The organism is Streptomyces sp. NPDC033270, from assembly GCF_055576575.1.
On record NZ_JBVIRA010000001.1, the window covers coordinates 703,863 to 729,249 of the forward strand.

The 25,387-nt window shown below is 68.4% G+C and carries 24 protein-coding genes and 5 pseudogenes; 14 read left to right on the top strand and 15 right to left on the bottom strand.

What is annotated here, in order from left to right; genetic code table 11:
• Positions 1 to 687 precede the first annotated feature (687 nt).
• Positions 688 to 1,410, bottom strand: coding sequence for a dienelactone hydrolase family protein (locus ACZ5XZ_RS03280; protein ID WP_468974063.1), 723 nt, complete (start codon positions 1,408 to 1,410; stop codon positions 688 to 690).
• Positions 1,411 to 1,819: 409 nt separating this feature from the next.
• Between ACZ5XZ_RS03280 and ACZ5XZ_RS03285 the strand changes: the two genes are divergently transcribed.
• Positions 1,820 to 1,963: a hypothetical protein gene (locus ACZ5XZ_RS03285; protein ID WP_468974065.1), complete on the top strand. Its 144-nt coding sequence runs from the start codon at positions 1,820 to 1,822 to the stop codon at positions 1,961 to 1,963.
• Positions 1,964 to 2,236: 273 nt separating this feature from the next.
• Here ACZ5XZ_RS03285 and ACZ5XZ_RS03290 read toward each other — a convergent pair whose 3' ends face one another.
• The gene (locus tag ACZ5XZ_RS03290) at positions 2,237 to 2,695 is read right to left on the bottom strand and encodes a hypothetical protein (RefSeq protein WP_468974067.1); all 459 of its coding nucleotides are present in this window, start codon (positions 2,693 to 2,695) and stop codon (positions 2,237 to 2,239) included.
• Positions 2,696 to 2,847: 152 nt separating this feature from the next.
• Positions 2,848 to 4,068: a lipase family protein gene (locus ACZ5XZ_RS03295; RefSeq protein ID WP_468974069.1), complete on the bottom strand. Its 1,221-nt coding sequence runs from the start codon at positions 4,066 to 4,068 to the stop codon at positions 2,848 to 2,850.
• Between the two features lie 1,334 nt (positions 4,069 to 5,402).
• On the opposite strand from ACZ5XZ_RS03295, the pseudogene ACZ5XZ_RS03300 reads away from it, so the two are divergent.
• Positions 5,403 to 6,080: pseudogene (locus tag ACZ5XZ_RS03300) on the top strand (ISL3 family transposase); the annotation flags it as partial.
• A gap of 231 nt (positions 6,081 to 6,311) precedes the next feature.
• Positions 6,312 to 6,731, top strand: a pseudogene (locus ACZ5XZ_RS03305) (transposase); the annotation flags it as partial.
• A 241-nt stretch (positions 6,732 to 6,972) separates the two neighbouring features.
• On the opposite strand, the gene ACZ5XZ_RS03310 reads toward ACZ5XZ_RS03305, so the two are convergent.
• The 8 genes and pseudogenes from ACZ5XZ_RS03310 to ACZ5XZ_RS03345 form a co-directional block, all read right to left on the bottom strand.
• Positions 6,973 to 8,115 carry a type III polyketide synthase gene (locus ACZ5XZ_RS03310; RefSeq protein WP_468974071.1) on the bottom strand — a complete coding sequence of 381 codons (1,143 nt, stop codon included), beginning with the start codon at positions 8,113 to 8,115 and terminating at the stop codon, positions 6,973 to 6,975.
• A gap of 32 nt (positions 8,116 to 8,147) precedes the next feature.
• On the bottom strand, positions 8,148 to 8,546 hold the full coding sequence (locus tag ACZ5XZ_RS03315) for an MMPL family transporter (protein WP_468974073.1): 399 nt from the start codon (positions 8,544 to 8,546) through the stop codon (positions 8,148 to 8,150).
• A gap of 229 nt (positions 8,547 to 8,775) precedes the next feature.
• Positions 8,776 to 9,474: pseudogene (locus ACZ5XZ_RS03320) on the bottom strand (MMPL family transporter); the annotation flags it as partial.
• A 10-nt stretch (positions 9,475 to 9,484) separates the two neighbouring features.
• Positions 9,485 to 10,708: a beta-ketoacyl-[acyl-carrier-protein] synthase family protein gene (locus ACZ5XZ_RS03325; RefSeq protein WP_468974075.1), complete on the bottom strand. Its 1,224-nt coding sequence runs from the start codon at positions 10,706 to 10,708 to the stop codon at positions 9,485 to 9,487.
• Complete coding sequence (locus ACZ5XZ_RS03330) at positions 10,698 to 10,967, bottom strand: acyl carrier protein (protein ID WP_468974079.1); 270 nt, start codon at positions 10,965 to 10,967, stop codon at positions 10,698 to 10,700. The genes ACZ5XZ_RS03325 and ACZ5XZ_RS03330 overlap by 11 nt, the downstream gene beginning before the upstream one ends.
• A gap of 52 nt (positions 10,968 to 11,019) precedes the next feature.
• Positions 11,020 to 11,523: an acyl-ACP desaturase gene (locus ACZ5XZ_RS03335; RefSeq protein ID WP_468974183.1), complete on the bottom strand. Its 504-nt coding sequence runs from the start codon at positions 11,521 to 11,523 to the stop codon at positions 11,020 to 11,022.
• Positions 11,524 to 11,539: 16 nt separating this feature from the next.
• Positions 11,540 to 11,935: pseudogene (locus tag ACZ5XZ_RS03340) on the bottom strand (acyl-ACP desaturase); the annotation flags it as partial.
• Positions 11,936 to 12,019: 84 nt separating this feature from the next.
• Positions 12,020 to 12,328, bottom strand: coding sequence for a hypothetical protein (locus tag ACZ5XZ_RS03345; RefSeq protein WP_468974081.1), 309 nt, complete (start codon positions 12,326 to 12,328; stop codon positions 12,020 to 12,022).
• Positions 12,329 to 12,645: 317 nt separating this feature from the next.
• Here ACZ5XZ_RS03345 and ACZ5XZ_RS03350 point away from each other — a divergent pair, with 317 nt between their 5' ends.
• The 6 genes from ACZ5XZ_RS03350 (at position 12,646) to ACZ5XZ_RS03375 (ending at position 17,855) form a co-directional block, all read left to right on the top strand.
• Positions 12,646 to 14,574: an ISL3 family transposase gene (locus ACZ5XZ_RS03350; protein WP_468974084.1), complete on the top strand. Its 1,929-nt coding sequence runs from the start codon at positions 12,646 to 12,648 to the stop codon at positions 14,572 to 14,574.
• 127 nt (positions 14,575 to 14,701) lie between these two features.
• Complete coding sequence (locus ACZ5XZ_RS03355; protein ID WP_468974086.1) at positions 14,702 to 15,655, top strand: phosphotransferase family protein; 954 nt, start codon at positions 14,702 to 14,704, stop codon at positions 15,653 to 15,655.
• Between the two features lie 356 nt (positions 15,656 to 16,011).
• On the top strand, positions 16,012 to 16,164 hold the full coding sequence (locus tag ACZ5XZ_RS03360) for a hypothetical protein (protein WP_468974088.1): 153 nt from the start codon (positions 16,012 to 16,014) through the stop codon (positions 16,162 to 16,164).
• Positions 16,161 to 16,868 (top strand): P-loop NTPase family protein, encoded by a 708-nt coding sequence (locus ACZ5XZ_RS03365; RefSeq protein ID WP_468974090.1) that lies wholly within the window; start codon positions 16,161 to 16,163, stop codon positions 16,866 to 16,868. The genes ACZ5XZ_RS03360 and ACZ5XZ_RS03365 overlap by 4 nt, the downstream gene beginning before the upstream one ends.
• A complete protein-coding gene (locus ACZ5XZ_RS03370; RefSeq protein WP_468974092.1) occupies positions 16,868 to 17,026 on the top strand; it encodes a zinc finger domain-containing protein in 159 nt (52 codons plus the stop codon). Before ACZ5XZ_RS03365 ends, ACZ5XZ_RS03370 begins: the two co-directional genes overlap by 1 nt.
• A 508-nt stretch (positions 17,027 to 17,534) precedes the next feature.
• Positions 17,535 to 17,855 (top strand): SH3 domain-containing protein, encoded by a 321-nt coding sequence (locus ACZ5XZ_RS03375; protein WP_468974094.1) that lies wholly within the window; start codon positions 17,535 to 17,537, stop codon positions 17,853 to 17,855.
• A gap of 43 nt (positions 17,856 to 17,898) precedes the next feature.
• Here ACZ5XZ_RS03375 and ACZ5XZ_RS03380 read toward each other — a convergent pair whose 3' ends face one another.
• The 3 genes from ACZ5XZ_RS03380 to ACZ5XZ_RS03390 form a co-directional block, all read right to left on the bottom strand.
• Positions 17,899 to 18,384 carry a hypothetical protein gene (locus ACZ5XZ_RS03380; protein WP_468974096.1) on the bottom strand — a complete coding sequence of 162 codons (486 nt, stop codon included), beginning with the start codon at positions 18,382 to 18,384 and terminating at the stop codon, positions 17,899 to 17,901.
• Positions 18,385 to 18,399: 15 nt separating this feature from the next.
• Positions 18,400 to 19,440 (bottom strand): hypothetical protein, encoded by a 1,041-nt coding sequence (locus ACZ5XZ_RS03385; protein WP_468974098.1) that lies wholly within the window; start codon positions 19,438 to 19,440, stop codon positions 18,400 to 18,402.
• A 110-nt stretch (positions 19,441 to 19,550) separates the two neighbouring features.
• A complete protein-coding gene (locus ACZ5XZ_RS03390; RefSeq protein ID WP_468974100.1) occupies positions 19,551 to 19,838 on the bottom strand; it encodes a helix-turn-helix domain-containing protein in 288 nt (95 codons plus the stop codon).
• 151 nt (positions 19,839 to 19,989) lie between these two features.
• On the opposite strand from ACZ5XZ_RS03390, the gene ACZ5XZ_RS03395 reads away from it, so the two are divergent.
• The 3 genes from ACZ5XZ_RS03395 to ACZ5XZ_RS03405 all read left to right on the top strand — a co-directional run bounded on the left by ACZ5XZ_RS03395 (position 19,990) and on the right by ACZ5XZ_RS03405 (position 22,825).
• Complete coding sequence (locus ACZ5XZ_RS03395; protein ID WP_468974102.1) at positions 19,990 to 20,340, top strand: DUF6415 family natural product biosynthesis protein; 351 nt, start codon at positions 19,990 to 19,992, stop codon at positions 20,338 to 20,340.
• Entirely contained in the window at positions 20,331 to 20,729 is a 399-nt protein-coding gene (locus ACZ5XZ_RS03400) for a recombinase family protein (protein WP_468974104.1), read from the top strand. The genes ACZ5XZ_RS03395 and ACZ5XZ_RS03400 overlap by 10 nt, the downstream gene beginning before the upstream one ends.
• A 959-nt stretch (positions 20,730 to 21,688) precedes the next feature.
• Positions 21,689 to 22,825: a methyltransferase domain-containing protein gene (locus ACZ5XZ_RS03405; RefSeq protein WP_468974106.1), complete on the top strand. Its 1,137-nt coding sequence runs from the start codon at positions 21,689 to 21,691 to the stop codon at positions 22,823 to 22,825.
• A gap of 9 nt (positions 22,826 to 22,834) precedes the next feature.
• On the opposite strand, the pseudogene ACZ5XZ_RS03410 reads toward ACZ5XZ_RS03405, so the two are convergent.
• Positions 22,835 to 22,981, bottom strand: a pseudogene (locus ACZ5XZ_RS03410) (IS5/IS1182 family transposase); the annotation flags it as partial.
• 855 nt (positions 22,982 to 23,836) lie between these two features.
• Here ACZ5XZ_RS03410 and ACZ5XZ_RS03415 point away from each other — a divergent pair.
• The gene (locus ACZ5XZ_RS03415; protein WP_468974108.1) at positions 23,837 to 24,544 is read left to right on the top strand and encodes an LPXTG cell wall anchor domain-containing protein; all 708 of its coding nucleotides are present in this window, start codon (positions 23,837 to 23,839) and stop codon (positions 24,542 to 24,544) included.
• 114 nt (positions 24,545 to 24,658) lie between these two features.
• Positions 24,659 to 25,261: a hypothetical protein gene (locus ACZ5XZ_RS03420; RefSeq protein ID WP_468974110.1), complete on the top strand. Its 603-nt coding sequence runs from the start codon at positions 24,659 to 24,661 to the stop codon at positions 25,259 to 25,261.
• Positions 25,262 to 25,387 lie beyond the last annotated feature (126 nt).

A 25,387-nucleotide genomic window follows, 5' to 3' on the forward strand; every position in this document is an offset into this window, starting at 1 on the left:
GAACCATGGTCTGAGGTGAGGACGATGCCCGAATGCCCTCCCGCCAGGACCGTGCCCAATCGGCTCGCCTGCCGAGGTGCTCGGCCTTGCCGAGCCTCGTGCCCACCGGCCAAGTGAGTCACCAGTGGTCTGGCAACAGCCCATCGCCTCCCGGTATTGGTACGCGCGGCCCCTTCCCAGGGCCAGGCCCTGGGGCGCATGCACTGTGCCGGCCACGGTCGTTCGGCTCCGGGCCCGGTTCGGCCTTCGTGCCAGGGCTTTGAGTCGGCAAGGCCCACGGTCTCAGCGACCTTGCTCCGTGCGGGGGAGGAGAGGCCGTAGCTGAACTCCGCCAGTGCTGCAACAGCATCGATCCGAGGAGGCCGTAGCTCGCGCTGTTTGCTGCCGGGCTGCTGAGGGGGCGTGTGCGCCTCGATGACCAGGGCGGCACCTTCCTCGGCTGCTTTAGAAGGGGCGGTCTGGTACATCTGCCGGAACCAGGGCCTGACTTGGCCCGCGCTGCTCTCGGCGTCGGCGAGAAGGCGCTGCTGAGGTGCGATGGTGTGATGGTGGGCGCTTCCACGGAGAAGTTTCCGGGTGCGGCTCGAATCTGCCGGCCACCGCCATCGAGGAGGCCGGGACCTGTCCTCGATGGCGGCATCCTGGCTGACACCGCCTAGTGTCTGCTGCCGGCCTGGCGGCCCGGCCTTACATGAGGTGTCGGCCGAAGAACCGGTCCCCGTCCTCCGCCTCGAACCACGGGGTGCCGGTGTGCCCGCCCATATTGGCGTGCAGCGTCTTCTCCTTGGTGCCGAAGGCGTCGAACAGGTCCAGGGCCCGCTGCCGGGGATTCCCCTCGTCATCCCACTGCAGCAGGACCAGCAGCGGAACGGTGACCTGCCGGGCCTCCTCGCGCTGGGCGCGGGGCACGAAACCCCCGGCGAAGAAACCGGCGGCCGCGATGCGTGGCTCGACCACCGCAAGGTGGATGCCGAGGGCCATCCACCCCGAGTACCCGACCGGGCCGCCGATCTCGGGCAGCGAAAGAAGGGCGTCCAGGGTGGTCTGCCATTCTGGGACCGCGTTTTCGACCAGCGGGCCGATGAAGGACTCGAAGATCTCGTCTACCGGCTCGCCGGCCTGCATCGCTCGGCGGAGGTCGGCGCGGGCCTGCTCGTCGGCGGCGGAACGGGGCCGATCACCACACCCTGCGGCGTCGATGGTAGCCACCGCGTAGCCGTGCGCCGCGGTATGCCGGGCCCGGGCCACCAGCCGGGGTTGCGCCTTGGGCAGGCCGTTGTTGTGGGCCATCAGGATAAGCGGAGTCGGTGCGGCGGATTCGGGTGTCCACAGGGTGCCGGGGATCTCGCCGAGGGTGAATTCGCGCTCGAGGACGCCGTCGTCGAGGCGCTGTTCGGAAGTGAATTGCATGGTCGTGCCTTTCGGGAGTGCTCGTGAACGGCGCTCCCGGACGACCTATCGCCCGACCGTGACCCCGGAGGGGAGCACCCATGTCGATACTGCGTTCACGGGTACCACCTCCTCGTTCTCTCGCACGGCCTCCGGAAAATTAGCAGTGGTCGCCGTGGTCCGCCAACAGGTTTTTGCGGAGGCTCCGTGGCCGGATGCCACGGGGCCACTCGCGTAAAGGCCAAGGCCGTGTAGTCAAGGGCTTCGGGCCTGTGTGGTCACGGTGTGGTGTAGGCCGGGACGTAGGGAGCGGAGCCCTGTTGGGGATGGTTCGGCCCGGGCTGGTACAACTGCGACGAAGCCGCCGCCATGAGCCTCCGTGGTGGGCCGGGCGCACCCTGGCTCCCGTTTACCACGGGCCTCCGCCACCGTGATCCAGGAAACCGGCCAGGCCGCCAGGCCGGGGCCGGTGCAGGCCGAACGGTTCAGCGAGGACTACCACGGCGCCCACGCCAAACCCGCCCGGCCCTGGACGGTGCCGCTGGACTGGCACGAGGCCACCGGCCGCAGGTGAGAGCGTCAACCGCTACCCTGCGGGCCACATTCGGCACTCAGGCGGGCCAACTCCACCGCTCACGGGCCAATTCAAGGACTCAGTCACACACGGAACGCAGTTCTGCGCGCGGAGTCCGACAGTACGCTGCTCCAGGGCGTCGACCAAGGTGGTTGCCGCCGGATGCGGCGAGGAGAGCCTACGCCTGGTCGTCTCGTTCGGCTCACGCCGTCCCACTGCGGCCGCCCGCACAGCCTCCATCCGTGCACCGCCGAACGCGTCAGTCCAAGCCGCTCACAGGAACATGGAGTTGTAGCCATACGCGAGGTATCGGCCGCGCGCCTCGAGCAGCTCCTCGGGGTCGTCGTCCGGACCGATCTCACCCTCGACCGCGACGGCTTCCTTCCATCGCTCTCCCCGCTCGTCCTGCCGGACGAAGACGCCCTTGCCCTCCGGCAGCACGGGCTGCGCCAGCTCGGGGAGCGCAAGGCGTGCCCAGTCGATCGTTACCTCGATGTCGTCGGAGCATTCTGCCGCTGTCTGCGCGAACGCGTTGACGAGAAAGTACTCAACCCACTCACCCCTCTCCTCGTGCTCGTACTCGAACTGCTCCTTCTCGTACTCGCTCCACTCCTCTTCGTACTCGCTCCCCGGCTCGGGGAGTCCCCCTTGAGGCTCTCCGTTGTCCTCAAAGCTGATGGTGGTGAGTCCGGGCACTTTGACCTGAAGGAACGGGTAGAGGTCTTCCTGCACGGCGCGCTGGAAGGTGCGCTGAACCGAGGCGGCTTGTCTACCGGAGCGCGCTCTCACGTGAACACGCAGAGGCCTAGGGCGTGTCCGACGGGCGACGAACGGCGAGGTCGGGTGCACCGCGCCGCTCGACCAGCCGTTGCCGGTGGCGCGCTTCAGTCGGTCCTCGCCGACTCGTCGAAGAACCTGACGATCCGGGGCAGGGCTTGTCGCACCGTTCCGTTGTGGTCGTAGTCGCCGACGTCGATCAGCCGGTGTGTGGCGCCGTTCCTCGTCAACTGCTCGGCACAGTAAGCCGCGTGACTGAAGTCGACGTCCTTGTCGCCCCGGCCGTGGAAGATCTCCACCGGTACGTTCGGGCGCCAGTCGCACGTGTTGTCCATCGGGCGCAGCTTGTCCTTCAGGACGCCGTCGGGCTTGCGGATCTTGTTCAGGAAGTCCTCGGTGAACAGGTCCTTGGAGGCCGCCGGGAGTTCGCCGGCGATCTGCCCGGTGGTGTGATGGCCGTCGAAGAGGCCCTCCACCTTGCTGTCGTAGGGGGAGCGGAAGACGTCGCCGGGTGATGTGTAAAGGCCGTACATCTTGTTCCAGGCGGTGACGAAGTAGGCGAGGTAGAGGCCGGATTTGACGATCTTGTCGTCGGCCGCGGCGGCCTCGAAGGCCGAGAGGTTGTAGGGGCCGCTGACCGGGGCGAGTGCCCCCAGCTGGAAGTAGCGGTCGGAACCCTTCTGCTGAAGTGCCCGGCCTACCAGCATGGTCGCGGGGCCACCCTGCGAGAACCCGCTGACCTGAACCTTCCGCTTCAGCTCCCGGCCGTTCCGGTGAGCGAAGGTCCGGGCTGCGCGCAGGCCGTCCACCGAGGCCGCGACGGTGGCCCGAGGGTCACCGTAGGGGTGGAAGCCTTCGCCCGAGCCGAGGCCCACGTAGTCGGGCGCCGAAACGGCCCGGCCGGTCGAGGCGAACAGCAGGGCGACGAGCCGGTCGTTCGACTTCGGATTCTCCGAGGCGACGTCCTTGCGGTAGACGGTGGTGCCGTGCAGCCAGGAGACGGTGGACAGGTGGTGCGCCCCGTTCTTGGGCAGGACGACGAGCTGGCTCGCGGTCGTGGGGGCGCCCGCGCTGTCAGTGGTGCGGTAGGTGACCCGATAGGCGGTCACGCCGTAGCGGACCTGGGACGAGTCGATCTTTCCCCGGAGTTCCCCGGCCACTTCCTCCGCTGTGAGGTCGGCCGCTTGTTGGACGGAGACGACGGCCCCGCCTTGTGCCCGCTCGCTGTGGGAGCCGGCCGTCGCCGAGACCGAAGCCAGCAGGGCGGACGCACTGCCGAGGGCCGCCGCACCAGCCAGAATCCGGACCTTTGTTCGCCGTGAAGTCATGGATGGATCATGCCCGTCGGCCGCTCCGCTGGGCCATGGAGCGACCCCCCGGGCCGCAACGGGGGAAAACCCCCTCGGGGTCCCTAGGGGATGCCGAATGCCCATCTCCTAGGGGACAGGTCGGATGCCGAACGGTGCGGGGGAGTGGACCGTTCTGCTCGACAGCGGGTGGGTCGGGCCGAGGGCGAGGGCGAGGGGGATCAGGCCTCGTCCGGGACGTCGATGGTCGGTGCTGTGTCACGCGACCCGTCGGACACGCCCTAGCGGAAGTCGCCGATGGGTCCCAACAGAAGCATGGGACGCATCAGCGGACGGGCCGCACCCGCACACCCGCACCCGCACACCCGCACCGGCTGACCGGCCCGGTGCAGCTATAACCGGCACAGCGCAGCGACCGGCCCCGCCCGACACCACAACGCCCACACCCAACCAACCAACAACAGGCACTAGGGCAACGTACGGAGGGAAGTCGGAATCCCTCGGCCTCTTGTCAAGGGGCATGACCTGCTGTGATGCCCCGTGTGAGCCTTTCTCAGGCAGGTCAGATGTTCAGGGGTCACCGATCGTTGCGAGGGCGGGGTGGATACCCCGGAGCGGCACTCGAGCAAACGCAAGTGGAAGAAGGTTCTCCTCACGGATCCGGTGCTGTACGACGGCGACGCTGGCGACTCGGTCTCGATCAACGATGCCGCGCAGCTGTTCCGCACCTCCTGGCCATCGGTCCTTCGCAAGTACCTGTCAGCCAACCCGGGACGCTTCGCGGAGCCGGTCGGGACGGTCGAGGGCTACGGGCAGGCAGATTCCTCCTTCCGCCGCGGGGACCTGCAGGACTCTGTAGAGCGCCGCGTGGGGGATAACACCAGCGTCTTCGGAAGCAGCGGCCCATTCCAGGCCGCACACGCGCGCCGACGACGGCAGGGTCCATCACCACCGCCCGACCTATCAGGAGCAGATCGGCGGGCGACTAAGCGACGTCAGTGCGGAGCTCGCGGCACAGCACGGGGCCCAACTGGAAGTGGGAACGCGCCGTCAAGGCAGCCCGACAGGCGCTGGAGGACGGGGACAGTGCCGCACCCTCATGCCCGCGCCGGCGCGCACCGGCAGACGGGCTCGTCGAACACTGCCGAGTACGCATCGGCATGCGCCCACGGTGATAGGGATCTTTGAAATTGGCTCTGACCGGAGTTCCGTGAAGCTCCAGGTCAGCGCGGGGAACGACGAACCGTTTCACCACGGTCTCGTGCACCGTGGTGATCAAGACGATTGGAGATGTGCTGTTCCCCGGGATCGATGTGCGGTTGGAGCGGGTCGCGTTCACCGCGGACGCGTTGGAGGTGTCGGCAGCGGCGTGCGGCCCAGCGCCCCGTTGTCCGGGGTGCTGGGCAAAAGCGCGTCGTGTGCACTCCTCGTATGAGCGCGGTCTGGCCGAACGCCCTCTGACAGGGCGCAAGTTACATGTCAGGCTCCGGGTACGGCGCTTCTTCTGCGACCGTTCCTCCTGTCAGAGGAAGACCGTCGTCGAACAGGTCAGCGGGCTGAGCGAACGCTATCGACGTTCCAGTATCGGCACCAAGCAGTGGCTGCACGCGGTCGCCGTCGAGCTCGACGGCCGGGCCGGTGAACGTCTTTGTCGACAGCTCCGTCTGGCAGCCGGCCGCAGCAAGCTGCTGGAACTGCTCGAAGCGCCTGTGGTGCCGGAACGTTCGCCGCGGGTGCTGGGCGTAGATGAGTTCGCCTTCCGCAAGGGACGCACCTACTACGCCACATTGCTGGTCGACCTCGAAGCCCGCAGGCCGATCGACGTCCTAGCCGGCAGAGAAGCCGAGCCGGCAGCACAATGGCTCACCGGCCACCCGGAAGTGGAGATCGTGTGCCGGGACCGGGCATCGGCCTACGCGGAGGCCGCCAAGCAAGCAGCCCCGCAAGCGACACAGGTCGCGGACGCATGGCACCTCTGGAATAACCTGACGAAAGCCGTGGAGAAGACTCTCACCGCCCATTACAGCTGTATCCGCACCGCCCACGCATCGGCCAACCCGCTGGAAGAACCCGAGCCACCGGCCGAGCCGGACGCAATGCTCGACGTCCGCGGGCGGCCCCGCCGCATCGTCACCACCATCTGCGAACGGCACCGCGCCGTCCAGGCTCTCCTCGCCGAAGGACGCTCGCTCCGAGGCATCAGCCGCGACCTCGACCTCGACTACTGTGCGGTCCGCCGCTATGCCCGGACCCCTAACGTCGACCTGGCCGGTTGGGCGATCGCGGATCACATGCGCACCGAACTCGTCACCGACGCCCTGGCTGCCGCCGAGCAATGCCGCGGCAGCCTCACCGGCGCAGTCATGCACACCGACCACGGCGCCCAGTACACCAGCCGGGCGTTCGCCGATGCCTGCCGCAGAGCCGGCGTCCGCCAGTCCATGAGCGCGATCGGCTCCAGCGCGGACAACGCACTCGCCGAGTCCTTCAACGCGACGTTCGAACGCGAGACGCTCCAGGGCCGAAAGAGCTGGTCCAGCGAGCGCGAGGTCCGCCTCGACGCGTTCCGCTGGCTGCACCGCTACAACACCCGCCGCCGTCACTCCCGCCTCGGGCAACGCAGCCCGATCGCCCACGAGACAGCGTCCGGAACAACATCAACCACGCTGTCACCAGCCGCATAACCCGTGTCCAGGATTCAGGGTCAAAGCCCGATCACTCAACGGAAGCGACGTTGGGGTAGTGGCCGCGACCGAACTCCACACTGCCAGATGCCATCGCCCAGCGGGTGTTCCGTCGCCCCACAGCCACTTCCAGCAGGCGCTCGGGCGACCACCACGGGAATGAGCATCAGCAGCCAGGTGGGGAGGGCGGTGAAGCCCGCGTCGGTCATGATGGCATCGCTTTTCAGTAGCCCGCGGCCGATCACCAGCGGACGAGAACGAGTTCGACAGCGAATCCGGGGCCCATGGCTGCGACGAGCCCATGAGTGCCGGCCGGGGGCGGGCTTCCCATCGCGGTGTCCAGGACGTCGAGGACTGACACGGACGAGAGATTGCCCCGGTCGGCCATGGAGCGGCGGGTGAGTACGGTGGCATCCGGCGCGAGGCCCAGAGCCCGTTCCACCGCGGTGAGCACCTTCGGCCCGCCGCCGTGGATGATCCAGCTGCCGATCCGGTCGGTCGTCAGCGCATGCCGGGAGAGGAAGGAGTGCACGGCTTGGGGCAGGTGTTCCTCGGTGAGCGCGGGCACCTCCGGCGCCAGACGGATCCGGAAGCCGTGGGAGCCGATCGCCCAGCCGAGCGCATTGTCACTGTCAGGCACCAACCAGCTCGCGCCGTCCACTAGTTGTGGCCCCTGATGCTCGCCTGCCCGGTGGCCGCCCGCCGCCACCACGACCGCCGCGCCGTCGCCGAACAGGCTGCCGGCGACGATGTTCGCCATCGATCCGTCCTTCTGCTGGTAGGCCAGGGAGCAGAGCTCCACTGCCAGCAGGACGGCGATCTGGTCCGGGTGCGCGCTCAGGTAGTCGCGGAGCAGGGCGAGACCCGCGGCTCCCCCGGCGCAGCCGTTGCCGAACAGCGGGATGCGTCTGATGTCCGGCCGCAATCCCGTCCGCTGGGCCAGACGTGCTTCCAGCGAGGGTACGGCCAGACCCGTCACGGTGGTGCTGATGACTGCATCGACGTCCCCAGGACGTACCCCGGCCTCGCTCAGGGCTCCGGTCAGGGCCTGCTCGCCGAGCTCCAGGGCGGTTTGCAGCCATACCTCGTTGGTCTGTGTGAAGTCGTCGAGATCGGCCAGTTCGACGAGCTTGCCCAGGGGCAGGGACAGATGGCGCGTGGCCACGCCCGCGTTGGCCTCGATCTTCCGCAGCATCAGGACGCCGGTCGCGGAGTTCATGAGCGTGGTGCGCGCCAGCGTGGCCATGATCTCGTGCTGGGGGTAGCGGTACGGCGGGAACGCCGTCCTGATCGCCCTGATCCGCGGAGCGGGCGAGGGGCCTTGCGGCGGTCGTGCGTGGCGGTGTGTGGTCTGGCTGGTGGATTCTCGCGTCGGCTCCCTCATCGATTACCCTTCGCTCTTTTCCGGGTGTGCGGTCAGCTTCCGTGCGGCCGACATGCGGACCGAGGGAACCCACCAGTTGCCGGGCCGAGTGCTGTCATGACGGCGGGCACCAGCCCACCGCGTACGAGTACGGCGTCCACGAGCGCGCCCAGCGCCACGCCGATGCCGATGCCGATGCCGATGCCGATGAGTTTGAGCAGGGCCACGTCCGAGGTGCCCATGGCCGCCGTGGAGACCGCGACGGCCAGTCGGGCGGACGTCATCAGGCTGCCGGTGCGGCCGATGCCGTCGACGATCGCGGTGCGGTTGTCTCCGGAGCGCACGTACTCCTTGCGAATCCGGCCCAGCAGGAACACCTCGTAGTCCACCGACAGAGCCAGGGTGATGATCAGGGCGAACAGCAGGGACGAGCCATCGAGGGCGTGTGTCACCGTGAAGCCGCCCAGCAGGGCGCGGCCATGGCCCTCCTGGAAGATCAGGACGAGGGTCCCCGAGGCTCGCTCCGAGACTGACGGCCGCCACGGTCAGCGCCTTCAGCTGCGCGACCGCGCTGTGGGTGAAGGCGCCGGGCGGGAGCGCGAGTCCCACACCCAGCGCGGTGAGGTACCACGGCAGGGCGCCCGTAACGGCGTCAGCGGTATCAGTGATGTAGTCGACGGCGAGGCCGAGTCCGATAGCCGAAGCGGCGTTCACCGCGGGCCGCGGCATGTCCCCGGCCCGCGCCAGCAGACCCAGGAGAGGGGCGGTGCAGCCCAGGGCGAGGCCGACTACCAGGACGGGAAGCGCGGCGGAGACCAGGGAACCGGAGGCGAGGGCCAGGATCACGAACAGTGCCGGTGCCGCGAGGAGTTCGGCGCGGCGCAGGTCACGTGCCACCGTTTCGTCGACCGTGCGGTCGGCCCACGCCTCGTCGCTGGGCTCGACTCGCAGCCCGGGTACGGCTGACCGGGCGGCGGCCACCACCTCGGGCGCCGCGTGTTTACGGTCCTTGTCCGTGCCTCGCAGCCGCACCTCGACCAGCTCGGCCCGGCCGTCGCGAGAGCGCAGCCACAGATCCCCCGTCGTCTCAGCCGACCACACCGCTCGTACGTCCGGCTCGCGCGCAAGCGCCCGGACGACCCGCACCGCTCCCTCGGGCCGGTGCGGCAGCGCCAGCACCAGGTCGGGCGCCGGTACGCCCAGCTCGGCTGGCTGGCGGGCGTGCTCCGCCTCGGTCCCGGTGGCGACCGCGCCGCCCGTGCTCAGCGCAGCGGAAGCGACCGGTGCCGGCAGCGCCGCGATCATGCCCGCCTGCCCGGCGCACGCGATGATCCGCCAGGCCCGCGGCCGACTCTGATGCCTCAACGCTCGCACTCGCATCCTGTCCGTCTCAGGGGGCCGTGAACAGCAGGACGGCGTTCTGCCCGCCGAACCCAAAGGAACAGCTGATAGCCGTCTTTGTGTCGACCGGGCGCGGGCGGCCGGCCACGATGTCCAGCTTGTGCTCGCCGTCCTGGCTCTGGAAGTTCGCCACCGGCGGGATGAGGCCGCGGCGCAGGGCGAGGACCGTGTAGGCAGCCTGGATCGCTCCAGCCGCGCCAAGAGCATGACCGATCACACCCTTGGACGCGGTCACCGGTGGCACGTCGTCACCGAACGCCCGGGTCAGGGCCGCGGCCTCGGCGGCATCGTTCAACGGTGTCGACGTACCGTGCGCGTTGACCAGACCCACGTCACGCGCAGCGCAGGCCCCGTCCTCCAGCGCGGCGCGGACCGCACGGGCCGCTCCGGCACCGGCCGGGTCCGGGGCAATCGGATGACGGGCGTCCGCACCGGCTCCATAACCGCGCAGCAGCGCCGGCGCCGGAATGCCGCGAGCCTTTGCCTGTGTGAGGCGTTCCATTACGAGGACGGCGGCGCCCTCGCCCAGGACGAAGCCGTCCCGCGCCGCGTCGAACGGCCGGCTGGCCAGCTCCGGCCGCTCCCGCTGTCGGGAGAGCGCGCGCATCCGGGTGAAGCAGGTCGCCGTCATGCGGGAGCGCCCGGACTCGCTGCCGCCTGCCAGGACGATGTCGCAGGTGCCCGACCGCAGCAGGTCCCGTGCGACACCGATCGCGGTCGCGCCGGACGCGCAGGCGCTGGAGGTGATGAAGTTCGGCCCCTGGGCGCCCAGGTCGATCGCGACCTCGCCGGCCGCCATGTTCGGCACACTGCGCGGCAGCGCCAGCGGTGAGACCCGCTCGGGGCGGCCCGCGCCGAGGTGGCCGAACTCGGTGACATAGGTACTCAGGCAGTTCGAGCCCACACCCAGCACGACGCCCACCCGCTCGGCCGGCCAGGACGTGGGGTCGAGCGCGGCGTCGGCGACGGCTCGCCTGGCGGCGACGAGGGCGAACTGGATGAACCGGTCCACCCGCCGGGCGAGCGACCGTCCCAGTTCGGCGACGGCGTCGAAACCGGGTACCTGGCACGAGAAGTCGACGGGCAGTCCGGCGAGTTCCGGATCGGAGGCGGCCAGGGAGCGGCCCCGGCACAGAGCCGCCCAGTTGTCCTCGGCGCTGTGCCCCGCGGGAGTCACCAGACCCAGTCCGGTGACCGCGACATCAGCGCGCACGTGCGAACACCTGGGCGGCCTCGCCCAGCGTGGCTATCGGGGACAGTTCCACGGCGTCCTCCGGCAGGACGATCCCGAGCTCCTCCTCGGCCGCCACCACGAGTTCCATCAAGGACAAGGAGTCCATCCCGAGGCTTTCGAATGTCGTCGCCGCCGTCAGCTGCTGCGGGTCCGCCTTGACGTCGAGATGACTGGTCAGCAGGGTGACCAAACGCTCGGGCAGCACCGGCTGGATGTCCTGTCCCACTTCCTGCGTCATGCCGTGACCTCCTGTGCAGTGGTGCGGGAACGCCCTGGACCGTCACCGGCGTTCATCCGCTCGTACAGTTCTCGCGCGCGGGAGGCCTGCGCCCGCAGCGACTCCAGGTGCTGCCCCAGTCGCTCCTGGGCCTGCTCGCCGGCCGGGCCGAGGCCGGACAGAGACACATCACTCCCAGGGCGCGCAAAAGGGGCCGCATGACGTGCTGGTGGTGGACATCGAGGTCGAAGATGCCGGCGGCCGCGACCCGCAGAGCGCGGGCGCGGAAACCGGGAATCGCCGTGCCCGGCATCCTGAAGTCGCAGGTCACGTCGGTCAGGGCCGTCAGCGCGTCGTCCGGGAACACGCGGAGGGCGTCGGCGTACAGATCCCGGCAGAAGAGCATGTGCAAGCTCGCGTCTGCGGCGATACACGCCATCAGCTGTTCACCCACCGGGGCACCGCACATGACGCCCACGCTGCGGTGCGCCTGGCAGGTCGCCAGCTTCTGCGCCGTCACGTACGACAGCGCATGCAGGACGGTCGGCGGGTCGCTGCGGTACCCGGCCGCCCGCATGCCGCATCCGTAGCTCCTCAAGGGCCACCGGGTCCATCGCACGATGGGCGTGGACGTAGGCCCGCATGAGACATGCGTGGCGATCCTCCTCCGCCGTCCACCGGTGCACCCAAGCGCCCCAGGCTCCGTCCCTGCCGAAGCGGGCCGCGATCTCGAAGTGATGACTGGGCAGATAGTCCTCGGTGAGCAAGTTGACAAGCAGGGCGCCCTGCACCGCCTGGGGCAGCGCCGACTGCTGCGCACTCCAGCCCGTACCGTCCAGCGGGGCGTCGAAGTCCCGTGCTCCGCTCCACGGCACGTACTGGTGAGGGAACCACTCACGGGCCACCGCCAGATGCCGGTCGAGCAGACGCCCCACCGACGGCTCCAAGTCCCGCAAGGCACCTGCTGTCGCGTCGCTCACATGCACCATCTCTTCATTGCTGCGCGCCCCGGCTCCGCCGACGCGCGAGACGGGAGAAGGCCGGCGCCCCTGTTCCGACCGGTTGATCCAGACTCAGGGCGTTGTCACGACGACCACTTCTGCACCAGTGCCGCCAGAAACACTGCTACCGGTCAGGCAGGCTGCGGTCTGGTTTGCCAGCCGGAGAGGCAGGAGATTGATGGTGGCACCCGAGTAGTGCCCATTGATGATGGTGCCCTCGGCATGTCCGACAATGTGGCCTTCCACGCGTTCGGCAGTGAACGTGTTCACGTTGAACGAGCTGGTGGTGCCGTCCGACCACTTGAGCGTGCCATGGTGGTTCGGATCGGTGACGGCGCCCAGGCACTGAGTCACAAAGGTGCCGTCGACCTGAGAGGACATCAGTAGCCTAGGGCCTGTCCGATGGGTCAGGGTCGGAAAGGCCGCGGCGCCTGGTGCGGTGCATCGCAAGGCGCCGGAGCGTCTCGATAGCGGAGCTATCGGGACGCTCCGGCAACGCCGCGAGGTGCCGTGCCAGGCGCCGCGGACCCGGCCATGACCCATCGGACAGGCTCTAGTAGGGGCATCGGCACAGGGCACAGGCGGCACAAATGTCGTATGGCTGTGCACAGTGACCGTCTGCGCGTTCTGGGTGATGGGCGGACTGTAGCTGGAGCTAGCAGTTCCCAGCCCGGCAAGGATGTGAGTCGGCATATGTGATGCCCCTTTGCTTGTCGTCACTTGCCACATTGCTTGTCGTCACTTGTCACGGAACGCCTGCCCTGTCCAAGCCGGGCGAGACGGTGAGAAGACACCTCCACACCAAGCGAATCCTGCCCCTGGCCCCTCGGGTCTTCCTCGCAGGAGGGGCGGAACTCGTCCGCATACATACCGAATCCCCACCGCCCCCTCCGGGGCACACGTACGACGGAGGGGCGCACGAAGCACACTTGGGGCGTACGTCATCTGGCTGTTCAGGCGACTATGGATGTCGTGAGCGGTCTCGCGTCGGCGGAATCCAGCTCGACGTGTTGCACCCTCGCCCCCCGCAACGTGACTGCTGTCCAAGTTCCACCCTGCACCTGCGATTCGGACAAGCCTCCGCCAGCCGGCCTGAAGACCGTCGACCGTTCACGGCTCTACACCCAGCCCGACATCCGAGCCGAGACCGAACGGCTCCGGTCACTGGGTCGCCAAGCCCTGCCACCCACAACACCCGCACGCCAAAGAGGAACAGAAGCCCCCCTCACCCGACGCCTCGAAGTCGCCCTCGCCCGCAACCGCGACCTCACCAACGACAACCAGAGACTCCGCCGCCAACTCGCCCAGACCCTCGGACAGCTCCGCGCAGCCGGCCCACCTGTCACAGACGAAGTCGCTGCCGTCCCACAACACTCCTCGAGCACGATCGGACCCTGCTGACACCGCGCCACAACCACCTCATCGTCTCGTCGACGACACTGTTCCCGACGAGACGATGCAGGTCACAGGCATACACCAACGATCAACTCAAGATAACCCGCGGCTGCACCTACGGCACCATTCTGGTCGACGTCGAGGCCGGACGCGTTGTGGACGTACTGCCGGACCGCACCTCCGAGACATTCGCCGACTGGCTTCGAGCCCACCCGGGCGCCGAGATCGTCTGCCGGGACAGGGCCACCGCATATACCCGCGCGGTCAAAGAGGCAGCCCCCGACGCCCTGGAGATTGCAGACCGCTGGCATTTGCTGCAAAACCTGTCCACAGCGGTCGAGAAGACCTGCCACCAGCACCGCGCCTGCCTGCGCAAACGCATCGAAGACGAGGCGCCCACCCCACCCGAGCCAACCCGGATGGGTCTACCGCCCCCCGGCCTTCCAGCAACACAGATGGTCGAGCGGACACGCCACCGGTACGAAGACATGCACCGGCTCGTGGACGCCGGCTGGACCATCAGCGCAATCGCCCGGCGGCTGAACCTGGACCGCAAGACCGTCCGTCGCTTCTGCGACACCGACCTCGACCAGCTCCTGACTTCCGCCCGCGATCGGCGCCCAGCCGGAGTGCTGGAACCGTTCAAGCCCTACCTCAACACTCGCTTCACCGAGACATCAGGCCAGGTCAGCGGCAGCCGACTGTTCCTGGAAATCCGCGAACGCGGCTACCAGGGCAGCCGAGTAGTGGTCCGCAGGCACCTCGCCGCCCTCCGGGACGGCACCGCTGAACCCGTCCGGGCCGACATCCCGAGTCCTCGCAAGATCACCTCGTGGATCATGAGGCCACGCGAGGCCCTGAGTGAAAGCCAGGAAGAGCGACTGCTCGAAGTCCGCCTGGCCTGCCCTGACATCGCCCGTGCATGCGACCTCGCCCGGACCTTCGCCGACTTGGTCCGCCATCAGCGCGGACAACTTCCGCTCGAATGGATCCGTCAAGCCGAGCAAGACGCCCCGAAACCGATGAGCGGCTTCGCCGGCTGCCTCCGTCGCGACCTCGACGCCGTCACGGCCGGCCTCACCCTCCCCTGGAGCTCAGGCGTTGTCGAAGGTCATGTAAATCGGGTTAAAACCCTCAAAAGGGCCATGTATGGCCGAGCTTCCTGCCGGCTCCTCCGCACCCGGATCCTCACCCCAGCCATGAGCTTCACGGATCTCCGGTCAGAGCCTTGAAATTCCCCACCCCTCGCTACGGGTGCGGACAGACCTGCTCGCCCAACTTCCCCCTCACCTGCACGCACGGCCGTCGCCTCCAATAAAGCCTTCGCGCGTGCCGCTGTCCGGATGATGGGGTGGCACGGTGACCAACCACGATGAGGCGGCGGCTGTCCGACCGTTGACACTGGCTTGGGTGAGCCGACACCTGGAGTTCGGCGAACGGATCGTCAGAACCGAGGCGCTGCACGGCGGCATCACTGCCGAAATGCGGAGGCTGACCATCGGCAGGCAGAACGGAGGCGTCCGTGACCTGGTGCTGCGGACCTTCGTCAACGTGGAGCACGCCGAGGACTGGCTGCACAGGGAGGCCCACGCCCTGACCCTGCTCGCGGAGACCGGCGTGTCGGCTCCTGGACTGGTCGCGGTTGACCCGATCGCCGCGCATTGCGAGTATCCGTCGCTTCTTATGACACATCTGGCGGGCCGAACGGTCCTGGACGATGAGGGATTGGAGACGCGCGTCCCTCTGCTGGCCAGTCAACTCGTGGCGATCCACGCGGTGCGCCCCGCCGTGCGGCCCCGGGATTATGTGGCGTTGGCGACCGCCGATACCGTCGTGACGCCGAAGGGCGCCGACGCGGCGGCTTGGGCCGCAGCGATCGACGTGATCCGCAGGCCCGCGCCGCCCTATGAAGGGCGATTCCTGCACAGGGACTTCCACCCTGGCAACGTGCTGTTCGACGTGCCGCCCCCTAGCCGGGCAGGTGCCCGGATCGCCGGGGTCGTTGACTGGGCAGCGACCTCCTGGGGCCCGGCGGACCTCGATGTCGCGCACTGCTCGACCAATCTCGCGCTGCTGCACGGCCCGGCGTGGGGTCTGCGGTTCGCTGAGGCGTATGAGGAGGCCGGCGGGGTGCTGGCCGCGGCCGCGAGCGAGCGGCTGTACTGGCGGGTGCGGAGTGGGCTGGCGTTCTCAGAAGAAGTGCAGTTGGTGGCACAGCCATGGCGGGAGGCAGGGAGGACAGAGCTGACGACGCGAGCCGTGGAGGAGCGTCTGAATGCCTATGTCATCGCCCTGATGGATGCACTGGGCTGAGCCAAGGCGGTCTGGGGCCTGGGGCGCGGCCCCGAGCTCATCGTTCACCGCTCAACCAAGTGGGGAATCGAGCAGACCCTGGGGAATTTCGGGATCCCCACCAACGGTCCTCCGCGCGCTACGAACGCGCCGCCAAACAGCCCGCATACCACCGCCCCATCTCCCATCTCCGGTGGTAAGCGGACTCTTCGCGTGATGTGTGCTGTTAGAGATCGTCACCAAGGGCCGGTGGTTAGCGTGGTGGTAAGCGGCCCCGGTCCACTGAAGGTGAGGGCGCACACAGGCCCTCCACCGTTCTGGCCAGGCCCCAGTTCCAGAGCCGCCACCCGTACCGGGCCGGCGCCGCCATCTCAGCGATGCGCAGCACCCACACGCTCACCGTGACCCAGACCGCGCTCGCCTTCGTGGAAGACGCCCGTGCGAGGGGCGATGAGTTCGGGGCGTTGGACTGGACAACGGAGGTCGCGCACCCGATCCGGGATGGTTCGGCGGACGGGGAACGCGCGTGATCGCCGATGCGTTGCTGCGGTACACGCGCAACTCACCGACACGGACCATGCTGCGTGCCTTCGTCGAGGTCGACCGTGCTACGGAGTCGTCTGAGCGGCTCGGTGCGAAGGTCATCACCTACGCCCGGTTCCACAGACATGTTCCCGTACCAGGCCGGCGTGACTCTGCTGCCGACCTGTCGGGACTACGCCCGTGGCAGCGCAGCTATCAGGTCTTCCCGAGGCTGCTGTTCGTGCTGACCGGCGCCGGCCCGCGGGCTCTCAGGAATCAGGTGGCCGACCTGCGGGCGCTGGTGTCCGAGCACCCGTTGACCGAGCAGTTCGCGTACGAGGTGATGGCCACCACCGCGGCCGACATGTACGGACGCCTCCGCCCCGGCGGCACCGACCGCGGCACCGAAGCCGAGCTTGGCCACCTCTGCCGCGTGCCCCTGCTGCTCCTCGACGACCTCGGCTCGGCCAAGGCGTCTGAGTGGGTGGAGGAGATCACCTACCGGCTGATCAACGAGCGGTACAACCGGTGCCTCCCGTCGATCTTCACCAGCAACCTCCCCGCCCGCGCACACCGCGACGACGACGGCCGACAACTCGGCCCGGACCTCTCCAGCATCCTCGGCGAACGCATCGTGTCCGGGCTCGCCGAGATGACCACGGGCGTGGCAATGACCGGCGCCGACCGACGCCTGCAACGGCGGACCGTCTGATGAGCACCCCGTTGCCGGCCGAGCTGCTCCGCGGCCGGCCCGCGCCCCTCACCGCCGAGTGCCCCCGCTGCCACGCCCAGCCCGGCGCCCACTGCACCAGCCCCCGCGAGCGAATCCTCACCCAGCCCACCCCAGCCGCCTCGACTTCGCAGCGCTGAACGAGACGTCATGGCCATACCGCACGCCGTAGCCGAAGTGATCCGCGCCGCCCTCGACGGCTACCGGCTGACCGTCCCGCTCACCGAGGGCCGTGCGGCCGGGCAGGTCCACCGCATCGCCCCGTACCTCGTGTCCAGCGGCTGCACCATCCGCCAGAACAACGCTCGCCGGCCGGCCGCGCCGGGGACATCGAACCGGCCGCACTCGCCGCAGCCCACATGGCCCGGCAGATCTACGCAGTGCTCACTCGGCCGGTGTCGGCCGGACAAGTCCTAGGCGGGTGTCCGATGGGTCGTGCGACTGGGGCGTCGGCACGGTGACTGGTGCAGCCGTGCGCTTGTGGATCCGCTCGTGACTCGCCGGACGGCCCCAGGGGTCACTCACCACCGTGGTAACCGTCCAGATTGGCCGGGAAGCGTGCCACCCACAGGAGTGACGGCGCCATTAGCTGACGTGGTCAATGGACATTGTCCAGGTGCCAGCGCTTCCCGAAGCAAAGGAACCAACGTGACCAAGCGCGCCGCCGCTGTTGCCGCAGCAACGCTCATCGGGCTGACTGCCGTATCCACCGTCACGGCATCCGCTGCCGACGTGCGTCCAACCACTGTCGGATCGCCCCTCGTGCGCAGTTCTCTTGAGCTCGTGTGCACGGTCAATGACAATGGAGTCAACTACAGGGGAGGCCCTGGCTCAGAGTACCCCGTGATGGGGCAAGTCAATCGTGGACAGAAGTTCAACGCCCGGGGCCGGCAGGGCAATTGGATGATGGGCGATCTGTGGGGCGGCGCCACTGGTGTTTGGATCCACGTGGCTTACCTGGACTGCTAAGGCGTGTCCGACGGGTCCTCTTGCTCGACCCGTCGGACACTGCCTAGGCGCCGCGCGCGGCCCCGCTCGGCCATACGACATCCACAGGCAGGCCTGCATTGCGGGCCTGCTCGACGGTGTCGGCGGTGCCCCCTCCCTTGCCTGTGGGCGGAACCCCGTCCCACACCGCTACGAGCCGGTCGGCCCGCCTCAGCAACTCGCCATTGGCCGCTTCGTAGGCCTCCCGGTTCGCGGCGTCGTACGGCATGGTCACCACCTCAGCAACAGCGGCGAGGCGATCGAAAGCGGGAGCGTGGTCGGGCTTGACCTTCGCCTGCCGGTAGTCATGCGAGGGGAGGACGACGACGAGCCGGCCGCCCACCTCAACCACGGCCTCGGCGAACAGGGTGTCGGAGCCGCGTGCGAGGCAGCTGACGCCGATCAAGTCGCTCGCGCGGTGCTCGCGCAGCAGATCCCGCAGCGCCTCCTGCACCAAAGGCACAGTGCTTTCCGTGAGGTCCATGTGCCCCGTTACGGCGATGGTGGTCATTCTCTTCGGATCTCCCTACGTCGCCAGCAGCTCGCGGATGCGGTCCCGGGCCTCGCGCAGCGGGCCGGGGACGTCCCTGCCGACCGTATACGGGTAGAGCTGTGCGAGCTGCTTGCGGACTCGGCCCGACTGAGTCTGTGCGGCGGCACCAACGGCGTGATGGGTGGTCTCCACCGCCCCGGTGATGTCTCCTACCAGGAAATGGCACTCGGCGAGGCCGGCCCAGTCGAGGGCGTGGCTCCGGCTGGCCTCTTGCCCTCGCTGGTCGAGGGCTGTGCGGATCTCCTGCGCGGCGGTGTGTGCGTGCTGGTGGGGATCCTGGCGGGCCAGATCGAGAAGCCGACCGCCGGTTACGCCAGCGAGTTCGGCCGTATCGAAGTACCCAATCCAGTACGGCTCCTCCGGCTCGGCGCCAGACAGCGCCTCTCCAGCTTGCGCGCTCGCACGGCGGAAGGCAGCGTGCCGGCCCATCGCGGCGTAGGCCCACGCCTCGCGGGTGTGGAGCATCGCCCGTAGTCGCGGCCCTGCGGTGGGGCGCACGCCATCTTGCGCGAGACGCACGAGTTCCAGGGCATCTTGCGGGCGGTTCCCGTAGAGCATCTGCCGTGCCATTCCGGCAAGCACATTGGCGCCAAAGGCGTTGTCTCCAGCGGCGTGTGCGGACCGCAGCGCTACGAGGTAGTAGTCCTGCGCGCGGCGCTGCTGCCCGGAGTCCCATGCCATTGTCGCTGCGGTGCCTGCGAGTTGGGCCATGACTCCGAAGAGACGTTGCTCGATGGGCGCGCTTTGGTGTTCATCGAGGGCGGACGTCACCTCGCTGAGCTGCCCTAGAACTGCCTTACGGCGCAGGCCCCCACCGTATCGGTGATCCCATGCGCGGAAGGTACGAGCGGTGACCTCCAGGTCGTCAAGGTCCCGCTTTCCGAGCCGGCCACGGCGCCGAGTGCGACTGTCGGCGCTGGCGGGTTGCAGCCATCCCTCAAAGGTGTCGAGGAGTGCGGCACCGGTGATGGCCGCAGCGGACAAAGCGCGTGTGGCTGCGCGACGGTTCAGCACGAGATCGCTCCTCGTCAGGTGGTCGGCCAGGCCGACGGTGGCGTCAGGACGCCACGGCACCTCCTCGGAGGGCCGGCGGTCCTCTACGGTCGGCGGCGTGGGACTCCGCGTCAGCCTCTCCCATGGACGGGGGCGAGACCGAGCAGTCCACCGGGGATGCCGAGACCGTCAGAGATGCGGCGGATGACGGCCATCGACGTGATCTGGTGCTGTCCGGAGATGATGTTGGAGACCTTGCCGGGCGTCAGATCGCATGCTGAGGCGATCTTGTTCTGACTCAGGCCGCCCCACTTCCTGATCAGGGCGAAGGCGGCCGCAAAATCGTGCTCTTCAAGTGCTCGGCGTAGGTCGTCACGCTCCAGCACATCAGGGCCAAGCGGGTTTACGGGGGTGTCCATAGGGCCCTCTTCCAGAGCGATCCTAGGCACGATCCATCGTCGTGATGCACCGGCAACGAGTCTATTACCGCCTCGGTAACCCTTGTTGGTCATTCCCGCTCTGTCGTGATGAGAGCACGCTCGGTGCATCACCACCAGATCGGAGCAGGGAATGGACAGGCCGCTGAACGCCACACTCGACGTACCGATCGATGCGGACATCATCGGCGCGACGATCCGGCGAGCGCTGAGTCTCGGGAGCGGACGGCCAGACATGGACACCATGGCCGAGCTGGATGAGTTGCTGCGCGGGCATATCGCGCTACTGCTGATCGACGCGCGCGAGACAGCCTGTCGACGCTGGCCCCCCAACCATCCACTGACCACGCGGCTCAATGGCATCGCCGGTCAGATGAACCGGGGGCTTGGCCACGGCGTTCTGTCGGCGCACGTCCAGGTTCACCAGATGGCTCGTGACTGCCAGTACCTCTTGGCCATGGTCACCGCTGCGGCGTGGCTGTGAGCGTGCCGGGCCCGCTCGTGTTCGTCTACGACCGGCGCACCAGTCGCAGCCTGCGCGCACGCCACGAGCTGGACATGCGCCTGACCCGCTGCCACACGTACGCCGACGGCATGGGCTGGGGGCTGGCGGGCCGCTGGCTCCACCTCGGCGACTACGCCATGAGCACGCACCGGCCGCAGCTCGCCGCCCTGCTGGACACCATGCGGGCGGAATCGGGCAGTCGGGAGGTGCTGTGCCTGGTCCATACATGGGGCCGACTGGCAGGCGATGACACCCACCGACAGCGGTTCCAGTGGCGCATCGTCGAGGCCGGCGGCTGGACGTGCACCACGTTCGGTGAGAGCGACCGTCACAGCGCTCGCGCCGCACTGGTGGGGAGGAAGCTGTGACCCCGCGCCAGCGCCGCATCGCGATGTATTGGATGGCTGTTCTGGTCATCGCGTTCGTGATCACGGTCGGCAGCGTGGGCGGCTGCCATGGATGATGACGCGACCCATGAGCCCATGCTCGGGCATGAAATCTGCGTGGATTGCGGCGCCGCTGTAGCAGCACACTACGACTTTCCCGACGCGTCAGGGCACCCAGAGGTGGTCCCACTGTGCCTGCACTGCGCCGTCCTCCGCCGGCTCCCTGACGTAGACCCAGCCAGGGCCGACAGACTCGTAGCCGCCGCAGAGGAGCTGATCGAGGGGCTACTGTCGCTGCCGGAACTCAGCGAGCCGAGGTGCCGTGTTTGCGGCATCACCGAGGGCCTGCGCGAGAAGCACGTGGCCGCGAACTCCGGTCCGGGCTGGGTGGCCTGCTACTGCCGGATCTGTATCGACCTGCCGCCCACTCCAGATCTGACCAGCCACGCCGTCGACCAGGTGGAGGCCCACACCAAGGGCGTCTGGCGACCGGGCGAGCCGTGGCCACCCCGGCCCGCCCTCAACACCCGTAAGAGTCCTGCGGCGCTGCGACCCCCTAGGTGCCGCGGGACGGCCGGCCGCCCAAAGGCTAGCGAGTTTCGCGACGAAGGGACACCGCAATGGAGTGGACTCGCCCAGAGTACGCCGACACCGTCGCAGCCATGCGAGTCGCCGAACTCGCCATCGGAGGCGACGACACCCCGCCCATCCGCGGGTTCGTCGTCGAGCAGCCGGCAGTGGAAGAGGAGTGACCGGTCTCGGGCGTCCAGCCGCAGAACCGGCCGGGTAGACAGCAACTCCACATACCAAGGAGGAGATGAGGGTGTACGTATGTAGGGCAGATGACGGCAAGCACGGCGGAGCCCCGTCGGACAAGCCGTGGACACCGCCACCCACACCGCCGTCCCCCGACGGCGACCGCCCCAAGGTGGCATGACCCGATGACGAACCCCCGACAGGGGCACGCCGCGCTCGTCCAACAGCTGGACGAGCGCGGTCTGTTGACCCCCGAATGGCGCGCCGTATGGGAGCGCACACCACGCCACGAATTCATCCCGGAGGAGATCTGGCGTCAGGGTCCGCAGCGATGCGAACCCATCACGAGCGATGCCGACCGATGGGACCTCATCTACAGCGATGAGCCGGTGGTCACTCAGCTTGACGACGGTCGCGAAGGCGGCCCTGGGGTCGCTACGTCGTCCAACAGCATGCCGTCCATGGTGGCGCGCATGCTCGGCCTGCTGGATGTGCACAAGGGTGCCAGGACCCTGGAGATCGGCACCGCGACAGGCCAGGTGGTCGACCTTCTGTGCGGCCGCTGTGGGGACGAGAACGTGACCAGCGTGGAAATCGACGCAGCCCTGTCGGCGATGGCCAAGGCGAACCTTTCCCGTCGGGGCCACGCGCCCACGTTGGTGGTGGCGGACGGCGAGTACGGCCATCCCGCCGGCGCACCGTACGACCGGATCATTGCGACCTGTGCCCTCCGGCACGTTCCGTACGCACTGGTCGAACAACTGCGTCCGGGGGGCGTGCTGGTGGCCCCGAGGGTGGGCGACTTCTGGTGTGGCGCACTGGTCCGGCTCGTCGCTGCTGACGACGGGACGGCATCGGGCCCGTTCGCCGGGACGGCCACCTACATGCCGATGCGATCGCACCGCGCGGGCCAAGGCGTTGATCCCGATACCTCCTTGGCGCGTTCACGGCGCACCGAGGTACAGCCAGGGGAGACGATCACGCCCGGGTTCGCGCTGTATGCCGGCGCTCGCCTACCTGGGGTGACGCTTGTTGAAGGGCGGGAGGGCGGAGACCTCCGAGTCTGGGTGAACGACGGGCGGGGATCGGGTGCTATCGCGGACGGGGACGGAACCGTGACCGAGTTCGGTGATCGGAGCCTGTGGGGTGAGGTCGAATCGGTGTGGGGGGAGTGGACGACGAAGCTGGACCGTCCGGCTGACAGCGACATGGGGCTGACGGTCACCGGCTCTGGCGAGCGTGTATGGGTGCGGACCCCGGCCGAGATCGTGGAGCCGGCCAGGCCTCGGCCTCCGTCGGCGATTCAGGCCCGCCTGGTCTGAGGTCCGTCTTCAAAAGGATCTTGCCCAGAGCAGTAGTGATGCGAGTGTGACCGCTGCTTCGTAGGAGGCGGCGGCCTTCTCGTATCGGGTGGCGATGCCGCGGAATCTCTTGAGCTGGTTGAAGCGGCGTTCGACGAGGTCGCGTCGGCGGTAGACCTCCCGGTTGGAACCTGGTGGCCGGCCGCCGCGGAGCCCCTTTCGGCCGGTGGCGGCGGGCTCGCTGGTGGGTGCAGTCCCGCTGTATCAGCGGGGCGAGCAACTCCCACTCACGCCCAGTGAGTTCATGGCGGCATATCACCCCGCCGTGATCCACCACTCCGTGATCATTTAAGGCGGACCCTTACGGAAATCCCAGGACACCTCCCACCTTATGCGCCACTTCAGTGACTTAAGCGTGGAACCTTTTCGTAGTGCGAGTGCTCCTATAAGAGGCGCAGGTGTGTGCACGTACGCATGTGCGCACGTACGCATGTCTGCAGGCGCACGCACGCACACCATGCGTCATGCACGGCCTGCCCATGACGAACGTCAACCTGTGTCGCCCAGGCGGCACTTGGGATCCGAAAGGTCTCCTGGATGAAGATTCACCGCACCTTGTCGGCCGCGGCAGCGGCTCTCGTGTTAGCGCCCGCCGCCGTACTGGCCGCGCCCGCCGCCGCGTTCGCAACGGAGCCGGTGTCCGAGGCCGGCCCCCGCACGCCCGCCTCTCCCGACTTACCCGGTGCCGCAACACCGGCGGACCGGCCGGCGGATTCCGCAACGAGCGGCGGCGGAAAGGGGAGCCCGGACGAGCCGCAGAGCCCGGGCGAAGCCGCTGCCGGTGGCTCGGCATCCCAGGACCGCGATGGGGCCGCCCGTCCTGCCCCAGGGAAGCCGCCGAAAGCCGCCGGGACCGCCGAAGGGGCCACTGAGGGGGCCACCGGAGCGGGTGGTGCCACCGGTGGGGGCAAGGACGCCGGTGATTCCGATCGTGCGGGTCAGCCCTGCGCGTTCGAGTCCGACCAGTTGCACGTGGCCGTCCGCGGGCTGCCGCGCCAGCTGACTGCGGGCGGCGCCTGGACCCCCTTCTCCATGACGCTCACCAACACCACCGGCAAGCCCCTGGGGGAGGTCCAGCCCTTCCTGCTCGTGTCCTCCGCCGAAGATGTCGACCGGCCGTACTGGGAGCTGGAGACCGAGTACCGCGACGCCAAGACCGGGCGGTGGAAGACCTTCCATGACGCGGAGCCCGACGACCTGTTCGGCTTCTTCGCCGTTGGCCCGCGCAGCACCATCACGCTCCAACTGCGCACCCGCGTCGTCAAGGACGCCAAGCCCGGCGCCGGGTACGCGCTCGCCGCCGGCGACTACCGTAACCGCGACGGTTCCTGTGGTTCGGCCAAGGAAGCCTGGTACGACTTCACCATCCTCCCCGCGGGCGCGAAGCCGACGCAGCCCCCGACCACCAAGCCGGGTGAGTCGGGTGAGCCGGGCAAGCCGGGTGGCACGGCCGAGCCCAGCCAGAGCGCCGCGTCCGGTGGCGGTACGGGTGGTTCCGATTCCACCGGTGGCCTCGGCCCGCAGGGCGGCGCCCATCTCGCCGCGACCGGCTCCTCGTCCGCGCTCCCGGCGATCGCTCTCGCCGGTGGAGCCGCGATGGTGGTCGGCGCGGGTGCGGTCATCGGCGTGCGCCGCCGGAAGGGCGCGGCCGGTCCGGGCGCCACGGACATCACCGCGTAAGCCAACCATTCTCCAGGAACCTGATCATCCAAGGATCCACGGCCTGAGCACTCAATGACGTGGGAAACAAAGGCTCCAACTCCAAGGGTCCGAAGAACCGGGAAAGAGATCTTCATGAAACTGCGCCGCGCCCTGTCGGCCTCGGCCGCGACGGCCGCCCTGCTCCCCGTGGCGGTGGCCGCCGCGCCCGCCTCCCAGGCGGCCCCTGCCGCGGACATCCCGACGTGCTACGACCTCGACACCGCCTACGGGCAGTACCACAACAACACCTTCGTGGGCCGCTCGTTCGGCATACCCAAGTCGATCGCACTCGGCACTCACTGGACGACCTACACCGCCACGCTCACCAACGCCTCGGCGAAGGAGCTGAAGTCGTTCGAACTCAGCGCCAAGCTGGGCAGTTATGTCTACAACGAGGGTGAGCGCGACCTGAGCCCGTACGGCGATCTGCAGTACTGGGACACCTCGCAGCGAGCCTGGAAGACGCTGCGCCAGGCCGATGGAAAGGCCCGCGGCACCATCCCCGGCCCGAAGACGCTGAAGCCCCGCGAGTCCGTCCACGTGCAGCTGCGGTTCAGGGTGAGCAAAGACCTGCCCATGGACCAGACGTACGACGCGTTCACCGGCCTGACCGGCACCTTCGTCGACCGCTACCGCGACATGGACTGCACGGCCCACGGCGAGGCCGGCGGCGGTTTCTCCCCCCGCAAGGGCTGAAACCTGCGGAGAGGGGTGGGGGCGGGGGGGGGCGAAGGGGGGGAGGCGAAAACAAAAACCCAACCGGGGGGTTGTTGGGGAGAAGACCAATGGCAGAAAAAGGCTTATAAGGGGGGCGAAGGAACC

Bases quoted from the DNA above. Each gene is read 5' to 3' on its own strand.
- ACZ5XZ_RS03280 (WP_468974063.1), bottom strand. From the start codon at position 1,410: ATGCAATTCACTTCCGAACAGCGCCTCGACGACGGCGTCCTCGAGCGC.
- ACZ5XZ_RS03295 (WP_468974069.1), bottom strand. From the start codon at position 4,068: ATGACTTCACGGCGAACAAAGGTCCGGATTCTGGCTGGTGCGGCGGCC.
- ACZ5XZ_RS03310 (WP_468974071.1), bottom strand. From the start codon at position 8,115: ATGAGGGAGCCGACGCGAGAATCCACCAGCCAGACCACACACCGCCAC.
- ACZ5XZ_RS03330 (WP_468974079.1), bottom strand. From the start codon at position 10,967: ATGACGCAGGAAGTGGGACAGGACATCCAGCCGGTGCTGCCCGAGCGT.
- ACZ5XZ_RS03335 (WP_468974183.1), bottom strand. From the start codon at position 11,523: ATGCGGGCGGCCGGGTACCGCAGCGACCCGCCGACCGTCCTGCATGCG.
- ACZ5XZ_RS03345 (WP_468974081.1), bottom strand. From the start codon at position 12,328: ATGTCCTCTCAGGTCGACGGCACCTTTGTGACTCAGTGCCTGGGCGCC.
- ACZ5XZ_RS03350 (WP_468974084.1), top strand. From the start codon at position 12,646: ATGCCCCTTTGCTTGTCGTCACTTGCCACATTGCTTGTCGTCACTTGT.
- ACZ5XZ_RS03360 (WP_468974088.1), top strand. From the start codon at position 16,012: ATGCGCAGCACCCACACGCTCACCGTGACCCAGACCGCGCTCGCCTTC.
- ACZ5XZ_RS03370 (WP_468974092.1), top strand. From the start codon at position 16,868: ATGAGCACCCCGTTGCCGGCCGAGCTGCTCCGCGGCCGGCCCGCGCCC.
- ACZ5XZ_RS03380 (WP_468974096.1), bottom strand. From the start codon at position 18,384: ATGACCACCATCGCCGTAACGGGGCACATGGACCTCACGGAAAGCACT.
- ACZ5XZ_RS03390 (WP_468974100.1), bottom strand. From the start codon at position 19,838: ATGGACACCCCCGTAAACCCGCTTGGCCCTGATGTGCTGGAGCGTGAC.
- ACZ5XZ_RS03395 (WP_468974102.1), top strand. From the start codon at position 19,990: ATGGACAGGCCGCTGAACGCCACACTCGACGTACCGATCGATGCGGAC.
- ACZ5XZ_RS03405 (WP_468974106.1), top strand. From the start codon at position 21,689: ATGACGAACCCCCGACAGGGGCACGCCGCGCTCGTCCAACAGCTGGAC.
- ACZ5XZ_RS03420 (WP_468974110.1), top strand. From the start codon at position 24,659: ATGAAACTGCGCCGCGCCCTGTCGGCCTCGGCCGCGACGGCCGCCCTG.